The sequence below is a fragment of the Shewanella bicestrii genome, from assembly GCF_002216875.1.
Taxonomy (GTDB): Bacteria; Pseudomonadota; Gammaproteobacteria; order Enterobacterales; family Shewanellaceae; genus Shewanella; species Shewanella seohaensis.
In genome coordinates this window covers 3,789,770-3,804,709 of sequence record NZ_CP022358.1, presented here as the reverse complement: position 1 = coordinate 3,804,709, position 14,940 = coordinate 3,789,770, and the positions used below count along the sequence as shown (strand labels likewise).

At 50.3% G+C, this 14,940-nt stretch carries 11 protein-coding genes; 5 read left to right on the top strand and 6 right to left on the bottom strand.

Annotation, left to right across the window (positions count from 1 at the left end):
• Positions 1-5 precede the first annotated feature (5 nt).
• On the bottom strand, positions 6-983 hold the full coding sequence (locus tag CF168_RS16620; RefSeq protein WP_011623853.1) for a hypothetical protein: 978 nt from the start codon (positions 981-983) through the stop codon (positions 6-8).
• 257 nt (positions 984-1,240) lie between these two features.
• Between CF168_RS16620 and glnE the strand changes: the two genes are divergently transcribed.
• Both glnE and CF168_RS16610 read left to right on the top strand, forming a co-directional pair.
• Entirely contained in the window at positions 1,241-4,105 is a 2,865-nt protein-coding gene (gene glnE, locus CF168_RS16615; RefSeq protein WP_089068394.1) for a bifunctional [glutamate--ammonia ligase]-adenylyl-L-tyrosine phosphorylase/[glutamate--ammonia-ligase] adenylyltransferase, read from the top strand.
• Positions 4,106-4,164: 59 nt separating this feature from the next.
• Positions 4,165-5,136: a GGDEF domain-containing protein gene (locus tag CF168_RS16610; protein WP_089068393.1), complete on the top strand. Its 972-nt coding sequence runs from the start codon at positions 4,165-4,167 to the stop codon at positions 5,134-5,136.
• A gap of 81 nt (positions 5,137-5,217) precedes the next feature.
• Here CF168_RS16610 and CF168_RS16605 read toward each other — a convergent pair whose 3' ends face one another.
• The gene (locus CF168_RS16605) at positions 5,218-6,177 is read right to left on the bottom strand and encodes a sodium-dependent bicarbonate transport family permease (RefSeq protein ID WP_089068392.1); all 960 of its coding nucleotides are present in this window, start codon (positions 6,175-6,177) and stop codon (positions 5,218-5,220) included.
• A gap of 136 nt (positions 6,178-6,313) precedes the next feature.
• On the opposite strand from CF168_RS16605, the gene CF168_RS16600 reads away from it, so the two are divergent.
• The gene (locus tag CF168_RS16600; RefSeq protein WP_089068391.1) at positions 6,314-7,291 is read left to right on the top strand and encodes a LysR family transcriptional regulator; all 978 of its coding nucleotides are present in this window, start codon (positions 6,314-6,316) and stop codon (positions 7,289-7,291) included.
• A gap of 278 nt (positions 7,292-7,569) precedes the next feature.
• Here CF168_RS16600 and zapE read toward each other — a convergent pair whose 3' ends face one another.
• Positions 7,570-8,772: a cell division protein ZapE gene (gene zapE, locus CF168_RS16595; protein ID WP_167373664.1), complete on the bottom strand. Its 1,203-nt coding sequence runs from the start codon at positions 8,770-8,772 to the stop codon at positions 7,570-7,572.
• 229 nt (positions 8,773-9,001) lie between these two features.
• Between zapE and CF168_RS16590 the strand changes: the two genes are divergently transcribed.
• Positions 9,002-9,874: a bactofilin family protein gene (locus CF168_RS16590; RefSeq protein WP_089068390.1), complete on the top strand. Its 873-nt coding sequence runs from the start codon at positions 9,002-9,004 to the stop codon at positions 9,872-9,874.
• Positions 9,875-9,877: 3 nt separating this feature from the next.
• Here CF168_RS16590 and CF168_RS16585 read toward each other — a convergent pair whose 3' ends face one another.
• Both CF168_RS16585 and CF168_RS16580 read right to left on the bottom strand, forming a co-directional pair.
• Positions 9,878-11,416 carry a M16 family metallopeptidase gene (locus CF168_RS16585; protein ID WP_089068389.1) on the bottom strand — a complete coding sequence of 513 codons (1,539 nt, stop codon included), beginning with the start codon at positions 11,414-11,416 and terminating at the stop codon, positions 9,878-9,880.
• Positions 11,413-12,828, bottom strand: coding sequence for a M16 family metallopeptidase (locus CF168_RS16580; RefSeq protein ID WP_089068388.1), 1,416 nt, complete (start codon positions 12,826-12,828; stop codon positions 11,413-11,415). Before CF168_RS16580 ends, CF168_RS16585 begins: the two co-directional genes overlap by 4 nt.
• A 161-nt stretch (positions 12,829-12,989) precedes the next feature.
• On the opposite strand from CF168_RS16580, the gene CF168_RS16575 reads away from it, so the two are divergent.
• Entirely contained in the window at positions 12,990-13,817 is an 828-nt protein-coding gene (locus CF168_RS16575) for a M14 family metallopeptidase (protein ID WP_011625330.1), read from the top strand.
• A gap of 97 nt (positions 13,818-13,914) precedes the next feature.
• Here CF168_RS16575 and CF168_RS16570 read toward each other — a convergent pair whose 3' ends face one another.
• Positions 13,915-14,829 (bottom strand): L,D-transpeptidase family protein, encoded by a 915-nt coding sequence (locus tag CF168_RS16570; protein WP_011715987.1) that lies wholly within the window; start codon positions 14,827-14,829, stop codon positions 13,915-13,917.
• Between the last annotated feature and the right edge of the window lie 111 nt (positions 14,830-14,940).

The following is a 14,940-nucleotide window of genomic DNA, read 5'->3' as shown; positions in this document are numbered from 1 at the left end:
TTAGTTTACTTGCCTCGGCGCACACTGCGGGTCGTGCGGTTGCTGGAATTACGGAAACTGCTGTCTTTAGAATAATTTGAGCGGAATTTGCTGCCCGACTGCGCGCTCGACTTATTCGCTGTGGTATTGGTTTTAGGCGCGCTGCTGCTCTCACGGGAGAGAGCCGTGGCACCCGTGCGCGATTTTGAATAAGGGCTGTCGAAGCGTTTCCCTTGAGAATCGAAACGTTTTTTGGTCTGCTCGAAGGTTTTTTCCTGCGCCTGTGCTTGTTTTGGCGAGGTATAGCGATAGCGACCTACGTCGTTGTAATAGCTGTAGCCACGGTTACCCGACCAACGGTCGTAATAAATGGGGCGGTGGAAGATATTCGAAAACATCGAATACATGCCGTACCAAGCCCAGAAGGACATGCCGCTCGAGTCTGTCTGCCAGCTGCCGTAGGCTGGGTTACCCACCAATTGGCTACCAGGGCCAAAATCTTCGGCATTATTGGCAAGGGCCGCCGCTTCACGGCTGATGGCATTAACGCGGGCAAGCTTGCCATCCGACATATCGGCAATCACGTTGACGGGATCGGAAAGCATGTCGTTATACAGGCTGGGATCGGCCGCTTGATAGAGATTCTCAACCTCGGCGAGTTGCTGGTCGAGATCGGTAAAGTTAGCAGAGTTTTTGGCATCGTCTAAGCGGCGCTTCAGCGACGTATACATTGGCCCTTCGGCGGTTGAATCCTTGGCTAATTCATCCAAGAGTGGCGCGAAATCGGGCTTTTGCTGTTTGAGCAAACTGCTATATTGCTTGAGCAGATTGGCGTTACGTACTTGACCGTCCTCGAGCATGGTATTGAGTGTCGAGAGGCGCTGCTGAGTGAGTTGTTGATACTTCTCAATTTTCTCTGGCCTATCATCGCCACAACCCGTAAGCGATAAGGTCGCGGCCAAAATGAGTATCGACGTGAGAACCCGCATTAGCATTCCTGCCATGTTTTCTCCAAAAGTGCTGAAATAAAACTCAAATATGGGCGGACAATAATAATCTACTTGCCCAATATGTTTGCCTCACAGGTTATAGTACCCTAAACAGCCAAGAAAGAGGGGGCCACTTTCTGTTGGGCTGAGCTTGCATTTGCCATGGAGGGAAATTTGCCTTGAGGCATGGCAATGGCATCAAACCTGATGTGGCTTCATTCTATATCATTTATGACATAATATGTCGACGTTTAAATTTGTTAGGGATTATTATGGCCGTACAAAAAGACAGTAATAAGTCATTGTCTCCCCTCGTTACTCAAGCCGCAGAGCGGCATTGGGCACGCCTCGCCGAAGTATGGTCAGAAGGACTGGCAAATTTAACGCCTGCGCAGCAGCAGGAACTGAAAAACGTTTTAGGATTAAGCGATTATATCGCAGCGCAGTTAACTCGGTCACCCGAGTGGATTAACACTTTATTCGCAGGCGATCTGCAACAAGTAGAGCGGCAGACCTTTGATGCCCAGCTACACGAACAGTTAAATAGTGCGACGACTGAAGACCTCGCAAAACGTCAATTACGCCGATTTCGTAACTATCAAATGGTGCGTTTAGCCTGGCGAGATTTTTTAGATTACACCAGTTTAGAAGAGTCACTGTTAGACCTCTCGGCACTCGCCGAAGCGTTAGTGATAGGGGCAAGGGATTGGCTCTATAAAGAAATGTGTGCCCAATATGGCACGCCTATGGATAAGGCGGGCAATCCGCAGCCTTTGCTTATTTTGGGCATGGGCAAGCTCGGTGGGCGTGAGCTGAACTTCTCCTCCGATATCGACCTTATCTTTACCTTCCCTGAACATGGCGAAACTGTGGGTGGGCGCCGAAGCCTCGATAACCAACAGTTTTTCATCCGTATGGGGCAGCGGCTAGTTAATTTACTCGACCAAATTACTGTCGATGGGTTTGTGTTCCGCGTCGACATGCGCCTGCGTCCCTACGGCGAGAGTGGTCCATTGGTGGTGAGTTTTAGTGGCCTTGAGGATTATTACCAAGAGCAAGGACGGGATTGGGAACGCTATGCCATGGTCAAAGCCCGTTCGCTCGGACCGTGGAATCATTTTTCTGACGAATTACACAGCTTGCTGCGCCCCTTTGTTTATCGCCGTTATATCGACTTCTCGGCGATTGAATCCCTGCGCAAAATGAAACAACTCATTGCCCAAGAAGTGCGTCGCCGTCAGTTAACCGACAATATTAAACTCGGTGCGGGTGGGATACGTGAGGTGGAGTTCGTGGTGCAAAGCTTTCAGCTGATCCGCGGCGGCCGTGAACCCGCCCTGCGCCAGCAGAGCCTATTTGGAGCCATGGACACCCTTTACAGCCTAGGGCAATTCGAATACTTGGCGGTCGATGAGCTAAAACACAGCTACTTATTACTGCGTCGAGTCGAGAACCTGTTACAGGCGATTGATGATAAGCAAACCCAGACTCTGCCAAATAATCCCCTCGATTGGGCAAGACTTTGCGCAGTGCTGGATATGACCAACGAGACCGATCTTCGCACCCATATCGAGGCGGCGATGGCGAAAATTCATCGTCATTTTAAAGCCACAGTTGGCGGTGAAGAAGGCGAGGAGAAAGCCGAGCATTGGACTGCGCAGCTGTGGAATGTGCAGCAGGACGACCACGCGATTAACCTCCTCGCCGAGCAGCAGATTGATGACGATAAACTCTGGCCGCTACTCAGCAGCTGGCGCGACACCGTGACTAAACGCTCGATTGGTCCCCGTGGCCGTGATACCCTCGATAAATTAATGCCAAGGTTGCTGGACGAGTTACTCAATCAGCCGAGCCCTTCAGCGGCCTTTGAGCCTGTCTCAAAGGTGCTAGAGCAAATTCTGACGCGCACCACCTATCTTGAATTGCTGTGCGAAAACCCCGGCGCACGGCAACAGCTTGTGAGCCTGTGCTGCGCCAGTCCTTGGATTGCCGCGCAGCTCGCTAAATTCCCGATGTTGCTCGATGAGCTTATCGATCCCGCGCATCTGTACGACACAACCTCGCTCGATGATTATCCCAGTGAGCTGCGCCAATATCTGCTGCGAGTACCTGAGGATGATATGGAGCAGCAAATGGAGGCGCTGCGCCAGTTTAAGTTGTCACAACAGCTGAAAATTGCCGCCGCCGATGTGACAGGTGTTTTACCTGTGATGCAGGTGAGCGATCACTTAACCTTCTTGGCCGAAGCCATTATCGAGCAAGTGGTGATGCAGGCATGGCAACAAGTGGCGGTGCGCCATGGTGTGCCCAGTTATCTTGAGGAAGGCAACGATACCGGCTTTGCGGTCATAGGCTATGGCAAATTAGGCGGTATCGAACTGGGTTATGGTTCGGATCTGGATTTAGTTTTCCTCTACGAAGCGCCCGAAAATATGGCCAACAGCCTTACCAATGGCGACAGACCGATAGAAGTGGGCCATTTTTATTTGAAACTGGCTCAACGTATTCTGCATTTATTCTCGACCCGAACCACCTCGGGTGAGTTATATGAAGTGGATATGCGCCTGCGTCCGTCTGGCGCATCGGGCTTAATGGTGAGTGAGATTGCGCGCTTTGGTGAGTATCAAGCGCAGGAGGCTTGGACCTGGGAGCATCAAGCCTTAGTGCGTTCACGTTTTGTTTTTGGCGATAATAGTTTAGCGGCTAAATTTAGCCAGATCCGCGCCTCTGTGCTTGAGCAACCAAGAGACAAGGACGAGTTGAAAAAGGCCGTGCGTGAGATGCGTCAAAAGATGCGTGACCATTTACTTAAAGTCAGCGAAGGTGAATTCGACTTAAAACAGAGCCCCGGCGGGATCACGGATATTGAGTTTATCGCCCAATATTTAGTGCTTGCTCACGCACATGAGTATCCCGAATTGTCGATTTGGTCTGATAATGTGCGTATTTTTGGTGTGCTGGCCGAGCTTGAGCTTTTGCCGCTCATGAGCGCGCAGCACTTAACCCAGAGTTATTGCTGGCTAAGGGATGAAAATCATCGCCTTACTCTGCAACAAAAAGCCGGTAAGTTGGCCTTTGATGATGTGGCGGCCCACGCGGAGCGAGTGGTTGTGATTTATCAGGCAATCCTTGAGTAAATCAACGTGAGCCTTGCAGTTAGTCTAAGCTTGTTAGAGAGCCATTAGCGGAGTGTACTATGCAACTACCTCCCATTCCTGAGAATGAGTTACAACGTTTAGCCACCCTAAGGGCGCTGAATGTACTCGATACCGATGCCGAGGAAAGATTCGACAGGATCACTCGGCTAACGCGGCGGATCTTTGCCCTGCCGATTTGCGTGGTGACCCTAGTCGATGCGAATCGTCAGTGGTTTAAGTCTCGCCAAGGGTTAGAGGTGACTGAAACTTCAAGGGATATTTCCTTTTGCGCCCATGCTATTAACCATGATGGTGTGTTTATCGTTAACGATGCCCTCAAGGATCCCCGTTTTTTCGATAATCCCTTAGTTACAGAGCCTCCGCATATCCGGTTTTATGCGGGTTATCCTCTTACCATTCAAGGGGAATATCGGGTCGGGACGCTGTGCTTAATCGGCAATGAGCCGCGGGAATTTAGCGACGATGACATTGAAACCTTAACGGATCTGGGGCAAATGGTTGAGGCCGAGCTGCTGTTTATCGCGCAAAATACCTTAGATCCGCTCACCATGATCTCTAATCGGCGTGGGTTTGAACTGCTGGCCTATCAATCTCTTGCCAGTTGTCGACGTACTAACGCAAAAGCGGCGTTAGTGTTTTTTGACCTCGACTTTTTTAAAGAAGTGAACGACAGCTTTGGTCATCGTAAGGGCGACCAAGTGCTCTATGATTTTGCCCATATTTTAATGGCGGCGTTTAGAGAGTCCGATGTGATAGCCAGATTGGGCGGGGATGAGTTTGTGGTGCTGCTCAGTTTTGTGCAGCCTGACACCGTCGGTTTTGCCATCGAGCGTTTTAAGTTATTGCTTGAGCAATATAATCAGCAACGTCCGCAGCAGCGCCCGTTAGAAACCAGTATAGGTGTTGCCCATTGGTCGCCAGAATCCGATATGAACCTTGAGGATTTACTCGATACCGCCGACAGGGCTATGTACGAAAACAAAGCCTTGCACCACTTAGATAAGCCCTAGTAGATTGGGCGTTGGTTCAGTCATAAGCAGATTGAAAAGCTAAAAAGGGAGACAGTAGTCTCCCTTTTTTATGGGCGAAGTTTAAGCGGTAATTTGTAGCACCCAGTGCTGATACAGGGGCAAACCGATTAGCACGTTTACCGGGAAGGTAATCCCCAGCGATGCCAGCATCGCCAAGCCGATATTGGCCTCAGGGATCGCGGCGCGGATAGCGGCAGGCGCTGCAATATAGGAGGCGCTAGCACTTAAGGCGGCAAGTATTAAGATGCTGCCTTCGGGCAATTCCAACCATAAACCGACACCGATACCACACCATGCCAAGATAAACGGCGTTACGGCGGCAAACACTAACAGACGCCATTGTTGCAGTGGCAGTGGTAAACAGACTTTCGCCGTGACTAAGCCCATCTCCAGTAAAAACAGTGCTAGTAGGGTTTTAAAGCCGCCGAGCAGCACTGGTGTGAGAGGAGCTAGTCCCGTCGGGCCATAGAGCCAACCTATCACGACACCACCTACCAGTAGCACGACGCCACGGCTGGTTAGCGCCTCATGCAACACACTGGATTTATGGGCCGTTGGCGCAGCATCTTGCCCCGCCTGTTTTGAGCTTAAGTATCTGTGCAGCCAGAGCATGACCACAATCGCGGGCAGTTCGAGCAGCACTAGGTATAGGGTGGTTTCGGGCCTTAATTCCATTCCTGATTTTTCGACCATGGCGAGAACCACAGCAAAGGTGCCCGCGCTCACCGACCCATAATGGGCGGCGATGCTAATGGCATCGGTTCGACCGAGTTGCACTAAGCGCGTCAGCACAGGGTAAAGCACTAAGGGGATCAGTAAGCCTAAGGCGACAACGGCAACCAATTCGGTGATCACTAGGTTTTGGGTATGACCGTGCAGCGCCATACCGCCCTTAAGCCCTAAGGTCAGCATTAACAAAATCGAGAGGGTTTCGTAGATGGCGGGGGGGACCTTAAGATCGGATTTAACCAAACCGGCGAGTAAACCTAAGGCGAAAAACGCAATGACAATATCTGGCATAAGTATCTCATTAATAACGACATCAACAGAATAATGCGCCGAGAAAGTTCCACGGGCATCGATGGCTGGAGATTCTGAACCCAATTCGCTATATTGAAAAATAAATTGTTTGCAGATTAGGTATAGATAATCGTCTATGAATAAATCATCCCAAAGCCAACTTAAACTTCGGCACTTAAGCTTTCGTTTGCTCGAGGTATATGTGCAGGTCGTCAGGCTTGGCAATATCTCGGCCGCCGCGCGCGCCTTGCATCTCACTCAGCCGACGGTCTCGCTACAACTGAAGAAATTGGCGGATATTTTGGGTGAGCCTCTATTGGTAAGCGTAGAGGGGCGAATGCAGCCGACCTTAGTCGGGCAAGAGCTCTATCGGGTCGCCTGCGATACCTTGAGTCGTTTCGAAGACTTCGATGCCTTTATCCAGCAGGCGAGGGGCGGCAGTGTGGGCCATATCAATATTGGTCTAGTGACCACGGCAAAATACGTGATGCCTCGGATTCTTGGGGCATTCTATCGCCAATTTCCGCAGGTCAAAGTCACCTTAAATATTGGCAACCGTGCGCATATTTTGGGGCGATTCGAGCGCCAAGAAGATGATTTATATCTCTTTAGTCATCCCCCAAGTGGTGAGCATGTGTTATCGGCGCGGATCATTAAAAATCCGCTGCAACTGATAGCCCCTAAGGACCACTGGGCGGTTAAGTGCCAACATCTCAACTTTAGCGAGTTGAAACAAGAGCGCTTTATCATGCGCGAACCTGGCTCAGCCACACGGCTGATGTTTGAGTCTTGGTGTAGCGCCCAAGGGATTGCCTTGAGCGACACCATGCAAATTGAGAGCAACGAGGCGATTCGGTTGAGCGTGGCGTCGGGCTTAGGTTTATCGGTGATTTCGGCGCACACTCTGCAAGAGGGGCGTGAAAAACCCGCAATCTTGTCGGTGAACGGATTTCCACTGGAGAGTAACTGGTATCTGGTGGGACGCAGGGACAGGCGCTTACCCTATGCTGCCATGCAGTTGGTGTCGTTTATGGCGAGCCAACTTGCCGACTGTATTGAACCTGAGTGGGTTGCTGCGGATATTCAGCAGTTAAGTCAGCGATTTAATGGGTGACAATACTGCTTAAATGCTAATGTGTTTTTACAGGAGAATGTCTCTTAATCCATCTCTTACATCCAAAGTGGCGCCGTTTCCCTGTCGTTTTACCGCAATTTATCAATATGGATATAGGCATAGTTGCTACTCTGCGGTAGATCTTAGATTTACTCATAAGTGGTCTCACGACCTTAAGTGCACCGTGGAGGTCATTTTTATTATTATCACGGTCTAGAAGAGTACTGTGATAAATATTCGCTTTTTTCTGATGTTAATCGTGACCATGGACGTTTCCCTCATTCTACTCTTTGCTGGCTCATCTCAATGAGTCGACTATAGGTGCGGCGAAACTCAAAACAGAGGGCGCCGCCTTGGTAGAGTTCGCTCAGTGGCACGTCGCAACTTAAATATAAGCTCACCCCTTGATCGTATAACTCATCGATAAGGCTGATAAAACGCCGCGCTGGATCATCATTAGCGGCGTATGCCAGTTGCCGCTCTCCCGTGGTGGCCGCTTGATTGTCGCCTGTGCCATCTTCAGTGCCGCGGGCGCGGATCCAACCTTTTACTTCGCCCCCGAGTCTGGGCACATTACTGAGCATTAACACCTTAAATCGGCTCGCAATTTCAATATAGTCGAGTTGCGAGCGCGGGCCATCGCACAGGGCATGAAAATCAAACCAAGCGACCGAAGGCTGCTGGTTTTCAGCAGTGGCGCACACGACGGGAATATTCCGCTGACAGATACGTAGCGTGCTGGCTTCAAGCACGGGTGCGCCATGCGTCAGCGCCATGAAAATGGCCTCGAAATCCAGTGCGCCAGTTAGCCCAATATTCTTTGAAGTGGCGGCAATGGCCTCTGCCGAAGGCTCGTGATTCAAGGCGTGCAACCTGTGGTCTTGCTCGCCATTCAGATGCAGTATTTGGGTATGGGCTTGGAGCAGAGCAATGCAGGGTAAAAATCTGTGTCTGGCGAGGCCATTTTCATATAAGCGCTCGATGGGAATGTTGGATGTGGCGACAAGCACCACCCCTTGGGCAAACAAGGTTTCAAACAAACCGGCGAGGATCATGGCATCCCCTATGTCTGAGACAAAAAACTCATCGAAACAGAGTACCTTGCACTCCTGCGCTAGATTTTTTGCGATCAGCTTAAGCGGATCGCGCTGCCCCGCATGTTCCTTTAAGGCTTGGTGCACCCGCGCCATAAAGCGATGAAAGTGCAACCTAAGCTTTCCCTGTTGTGGCAGGGCATCGAAGAACAAATCCATAAGAAAGGTTTTACCCCGGCCGACATCACCCCATAGATATAAGCCTTTGATTGGCTGAGCGTCTGTTCGACCATTAATCTGCTGATACAGCTTATCTAAGGCGAGTACCGCCTGTGCCTGCGCGGGATCCTCAATCAGCTCGGTGCCGATTTTTGCCTGATAAATGGCCAGAGGTGATTGGGGGGCGGTTGCCGTTGTGAGCGGGTTTAAGACCATGGAATTTGTCATCAATTGAGCCAGTGTTATCCCTTTGCGGCAGCAAACTTGGGCTTATTTGGTGTGAGGTGCTAAGCCTAAGTCTGCTGAAAAACCTTGCCAGCCTAACACAGTTAATTAGCGGACTAAAATCTTACCTAAAATCGACTCAGGTCAAATATCAAGGGAATCCAATGCTTTATTCTTCAGGTATTTTCACTTAACATCTTTTTCACAAAAATAATGATATGGAATTAAACCTATGGGTAGCAAAGGTAATGGTGTCACTTTTATCAGTGCCTCAACCTCCATTGAGGGCGAGATGCAACTGGCGGGCACGGCATTAGTTGCGGGGAAATTAGCGGGAAATATCCGCTGCGCCGGACAGATTAAAATCGAGCTTGGTGGCGAAGTTTCGGGTGAGCTCTGCTGTGATGAACTGAAAGTCTGCGGAGTTTTTCGCGGCAAGGTGCGTTGCAATAAATTAGTGATTGTCAGCTCTGGCACGGTCGAGGGCGAAGTGCTTAGCCACCAATTAGAAATTTATGAAGGCGGGCAATTTATCGGTCAGCGTGTTATCGGCCAAGAGTTGGAACATCTACCCGAGCTATTACAAACCTTAGCGCCAGAGGGCGCAGCCAAAAATACCAAAACCGCTCAGACTAACGCCTTGTATGCTCGGGATAATCAGCCTAGTGCGCGCAAATGGTTACCCTATGGCGCCGCGGCCGCAGCCGTCATTGTGCTGGTCAGTGTTATAACACCTGCAAAATTAACCACTTGGCTAAGCACCCTTAGTCAACCAGCGGCCATTACAGCAAATACTGCCAAGGGCGAGGCACAGAATCGTGAGAATTTGCGCGCGCAGAATGAGGGCGGTGAAACTCTGCTGCCATCACCCGTGAAAGATGACTCGCTCGTCAATGATAGCGCCGCAGCAAGCGATAACGACACGCAAACGGCTTCAGCCATGGGATTAGATAATCACGATGGCAGCAATCCTGAACATCAAGGTGAAGCGCATCCTAATATGGAGTCTGGCGCCGCCATGGAAGACTTAGCGCAAATGGAGCAAGGCCATGCCCAGATGTTACAACAGGGCACGGCGAGCGATGTACCTAGCGGTAAACTCTAAAAATTAATCGTTTACTTTGACCACCTCTAGCTGCCAGCCCGGCAGCTTGTCGGTGAGATCGGCCGTTATCCTATCGACATCCCCCCGTAAAATCACCAAGGGTTCGCCGCTAAAGGCTTGCTGAGTTAATTGCTGCAACTGAGTGGGCGTCAGATCCTGCAGCTTTGCGTTCATCGCTTGGCTTGACTGGGGATCTAATCCCAACACCAGTTGATGAATAAACTGGGTTTCGCGCTGGCTGGGATTGTCTTGGGTTAACAGTGCTTCGCCAATCAGATAGGTTTTAAGGGCGGCAATTTCCCCTTCGCTTGCGGGCGCCGAGGCCAGCAGGTTGAGATGATCTAAGATCCCCACCACAAAGGCGCCCGTGTGTTCTATCGCCGTACTGCCATAAAACTTGATGCTGGTGGCGAGCGGCGCATTAGCGCATTGGCCGTAAATGCCATAGGTTAAGCCGCGCTGTTCACGTAAGTCGTAATAGAGTCGACCCGAAAAACTGCGTCCCAAGATGGCGGCCAAACTGCGGCAAGCGAGTGGAATATCCTGCGCTGATAAGTGTTTATCGTCGAGGGCATAACCGATTCGTACCTGAGTTTGCACGCTCCCCGGCGCATCAATCAGATAGATAGTGTGGGACTGCTTTATCGACGAAGTCGCTTGATTAAGCGGCTTTGGTTTAGTTGATCTTGTGGGCAAGCTTGAGTTTGTAGCACTCGGCCACAGGGCGAGGCTTTGCTTGAGATCAAACTCGGCTTCTGCGGCCTCTGTGCCTTCTAAAAACAGGTGCCACTTTGCTTGGGCAAACGTGCGCTGCTGCAATTGCGACAGTTTACTTAAGGTGAGAGAGTCGTACAGTGCTTGATTATTGATGCTCTGATTATAGGGATGTGCTGCCCCAAGGAGTTTATCGCGCCAGACTTTATCAATTTCGACGCCACTAAAGGCATTTAAGTGCTTATTGAGTTTCAATTGGCGGCGGATATTGTCGATATCGACTGCTGCCACTCCATGTTCGCTAAACGCATCGGCTTGCCAAAATTGTATCAATAGGCGGTAGAGATGATTAACCGGCATGGGGCAGGCTAGACTCAGATTGATACTGTGCAGGGTAACGCGAGTCTCAAAGGTTTCAAGGCAGGCATCGGGTTGGTTGAGCGCCAGACTGCGGGCTTTTTCCTGCAAGGCAAACTGTAAAATATCCGGATTTTCGAAGGGCATGCTGGGACTGATGGCGACGAGGCTCACCCTATTACTCAGCCCTTGGCTGCTGTGTACTGTGTGGAGCTGGTAGGGGAGTGTTAAGCCATCGGGCACCGCATCGATAAAAGCCGATTCCGTGGGCAGGCGGATCAGCCCCACCTCCGGTAGCTGAGTTGGGGTATCGAAGCTTGCCAAGCTGGGCGCTTGGGTGGCGGTAAAGTTAAGCTGGGTCTGTTGGCAGGCCATTAGCGAGATACCGATAAGGCCAAGGCTCATGGCTTTTAGGCCTTTAAGGATATTTTGCACTATTGCCAATCTAGTGAATGGAATCGTTTTTATCATAGTACGGCATCCTCAAGGCTATCGCTCACACCCGATGGCAGCCACTCCAGCAATGTCTTTCCTACGCGGATATACCAAGGCGGTAACAGGTCTACCCTGACCATATCGGTGGTAAAGTATCGCGTGGCAACCCGTTGAATATCCTCTGCACTAACGGAGTTAATCCGTTGCCACTGGGCCGTTAAAGGATACATTTGGTCTTGTTTCGCCGTGGCGGATAACAGGGTGGCGAGCGATTGAGTGTTATCGAGCAGCGCTAACTGATTGTTCAACCAGCTTTGTTTAAGTTGGCACAGTTCTGCGTCGCTCAATGGTGTCTGCTGCACTTTAGCAACCACGCTTAAAACCTTTTCCGTTAAGTCATCGAGTGAGGTTTTGGCCCGAGGCACTAAGACCAGATTGGTTATGCCATGATTTTCCAGCTCAAATGGCAGTGAATAACTCAACATTTGTGCCGGATCATGCTGGCTGATTTGCGCTATGGCGCTGCGGGTATTTTGGAATAAATCGCCTTCGAGCAGGCGAATAGCTGCGGCGTCGGGATGATTTTTACCCACAGTATGCCAGGCGAGCAGTAAGCCGGGCCAAGGACCCCGCTCATCAATAAGCTCTGCATGCACGGGTTTGGGAGTGATTTTCAGCTCATCAAATTCGGCTATGGGCTGACTAGGTGTGGGCCAAGCATTAAAATTTTGTTCTATAAGCGACTTAACGTCGGAGGGAAGCTTGCCGACTAAGGATAACTGCATCGCATCGGGACGATAATGGTCGCGATGAAAGGCGATTAAACGCTCGGGACTTGCCTCGGTAATATCCTCGCGGCTGCCGATAATGCCGTGGCCATAGGGCGTATTCTTAACCTGCTCTAGTAAAAATTCCATCGCACTGCGCACATAGGGCTGGTTATCTATGGTTTGCGCCATTTCTTGGAGCACGGTTTCCTGCTGATTTTTCACCGTTGTCTGGTTCAAATCGGGGCGAATAAAACGATCGGCCTCGAGGAACAGCCCTAAGCCGAGGGCTTGGCTGGGTAGAGTGACGTAATAATTGGTGTAATCGAAGTGGGTGCTGGCGTTAAAACGCGCCCCAAGGGCACTTAACTGCTGGGCATAGCTGTCGCCGGGAGCCTGTTCACTGCCCTTGAAGAGCATGTGCTCGAATAAGTGTGCATAGCCAGTTTGGCCCTTGGCCTCATTGCGCGCGCCGACATTAAACTGGCTGGCAATGGTCAAGGTATGCATATCTGCTTGCGGCAAGAGGTGCACCGTGAGGCCATTGGCCAAAGTGTAAGTCTCAATTTGCGACTCGAGTTGATACAGTCGCTCGGCGCCCGTTATCTGGCACTGCGCCTTAAGTGAAGGGCTAAGCAACGCGATAACTAGGCCAAAATAACCGCTAAGGTATGGTCTCATTTAGCATCCTATCTAAATTACCCGCTGAAGGCTTTCATCCGTGTGGTTGGTCAGCAGGCTAACCCACTCGTCTGATTTCATCTAAATCAGTTGAATAGCATTCAGTTTTTTAAAAGAACTGCTATGATGGCACAGTTCTTTTTCTGGCATAAGTACAAGATATGGTAAGCAGATCTCCGTTCGAATCCTTTCAGTGGAAAAGCGATATTTTTAACTGTGAAAGCACTGATATCGATAATTTTTATCTACAGCTTGAGCAGGAAATGTCCCGTTTGGGGATGGTTGAGAAAAAACTCGGTGAAGTCGGCAAGTACAGCGTTAGTCTGTATCAATCTCCCGCCGCCAAATCTGGCTTACCTTCGTTATTGATCAGCGCAGGGTTTCACGGTGAAGAATCGGCAGGCCCTTGGGGCTTACTGCACTTTTTAAGTGAGGCATCGGCCGATTTATTCGAACGGGTGAATTTGAGCATTCTGCCCCTGGTGAATCCAACAGGCTTTAAGCGTGGTCATCGATTTAACAAGTTTGGCGAAAACCCTAACCGTGGTTTTGTATTTGAAAATGGTAAACCTAAGGCCAATGAAAGCACCTCGGTAGAAGGTAAACTGCTGTTAGACCATGCGCAGTTACTCATCGCGGCGAGCCGTGACGGTATTTTAACCTGCCATGAGGACGTGCTGAGCCGTGATGCTTATGTGTATTCCTTCGAGCCAAGCCAAGTGCCGGGACGTTTTAGTATCGATTTACGCGATACCCTAGGAGGCTATTTCCCTATCGCAGAAGATGGTGAGATTGATGGTTGCCCGGTTAAAGATGGCCTCATTTTCAACCACTTCGATACCTCATTTGAGGCGTGTTTAGTACGTAGCGGCGCGCGTGTCGGTGCCTGTACCGAAACGCCTGCACTGCAAAACTTCGACCAACGCGTCTTGGCAAATAGCGCGGCAATGACCCATTTCTTGGCCCTTTGCGCACCATTATGCGATTGATTCGATAAGTTCTATTTCGATTGAAACAAAAATACCCGCCTAGGCGGGTATTTTTATGGGCGCAGCTGTATCAACCGCTGCTGTATTGATTCGCTTATTACTGATTAATAATCGTTGGCACGCCAGTACGCTCATCGAGCAGCTTTTTAATCACTGCTGAATCGGTATCGGCCTTAGCAATAAACTTGGCGATTTCTTTCGGTAAGGTCAGAGAGACTGGCTCTGCTGATTCAAACTCGGCAATGGTGCGTGACAGTGGCTGGTGCACGGCTAAGTAGCGCTTACCATCTGGCTCTTCGGTCGCTTTAATCGGTTGGTTCACAAATTGTACTCGGGTACCTACTGGAACCGTTTTGAATAAGTGTTCAATGTCATCGTGGCGTAAACGCACGCAGCCTTGGCTGACACGTAAACCAATACCGAAGCTGGCGTTGGTACCATGGATGGCATACAAGTTACCAATGTAGAGCGCGTAGAGTCCCATTGGGTTATCGGGACCCGCTGGCCATACCGCAGGCAGAATTTCGCCCCTTGCCGCATATTCTTTACGAATACGTGGTGTCGGTGTCCAAGTTGGGTTAGCGCGTTTACGTTGAACACTGGTGACCCAGTTTTCAGGGGTATCTTTACCAATCTGACCAATACCGATTGGCAGCACTTCAACGGTGTTCTTACCTTTTGGATAGTAATACAGGCGCATTTCGGCGACGTTGATGACAATGCCTTCACGCGGCGCATTTGGCAGAATGAGCTGTTGAGGAATTAATAGCTTGCTGCCTGGTGTTGGTAGGAAAGGATCCACGCCAGGGTTTGCTTCCAGCAAGTTGCTTAGACCGAGTTGGAATTTAGCGGCAATATCTTCGAGGGTGTGTTTACCCTCTGGCACTGTGTAATACAGGTTCTCGCCAACTAACCGACTCTTCGAAGACGGTAAAGGGTATTCCGTTGCTAAAGCGGAAAGACTCGGAAAAACCAGAGTCAATAATAAAGCTGTGGTGCGAAGCATACTCATAAGCGGATACTACGATTCCTGTTAATAAAATAACCTGTTTTACGCGGCTTTTTCTCCCCAAAACAGGGCGGCAAATTGTCGGGCAAAGTGCACTGGCGCGCGAAGCTCGCA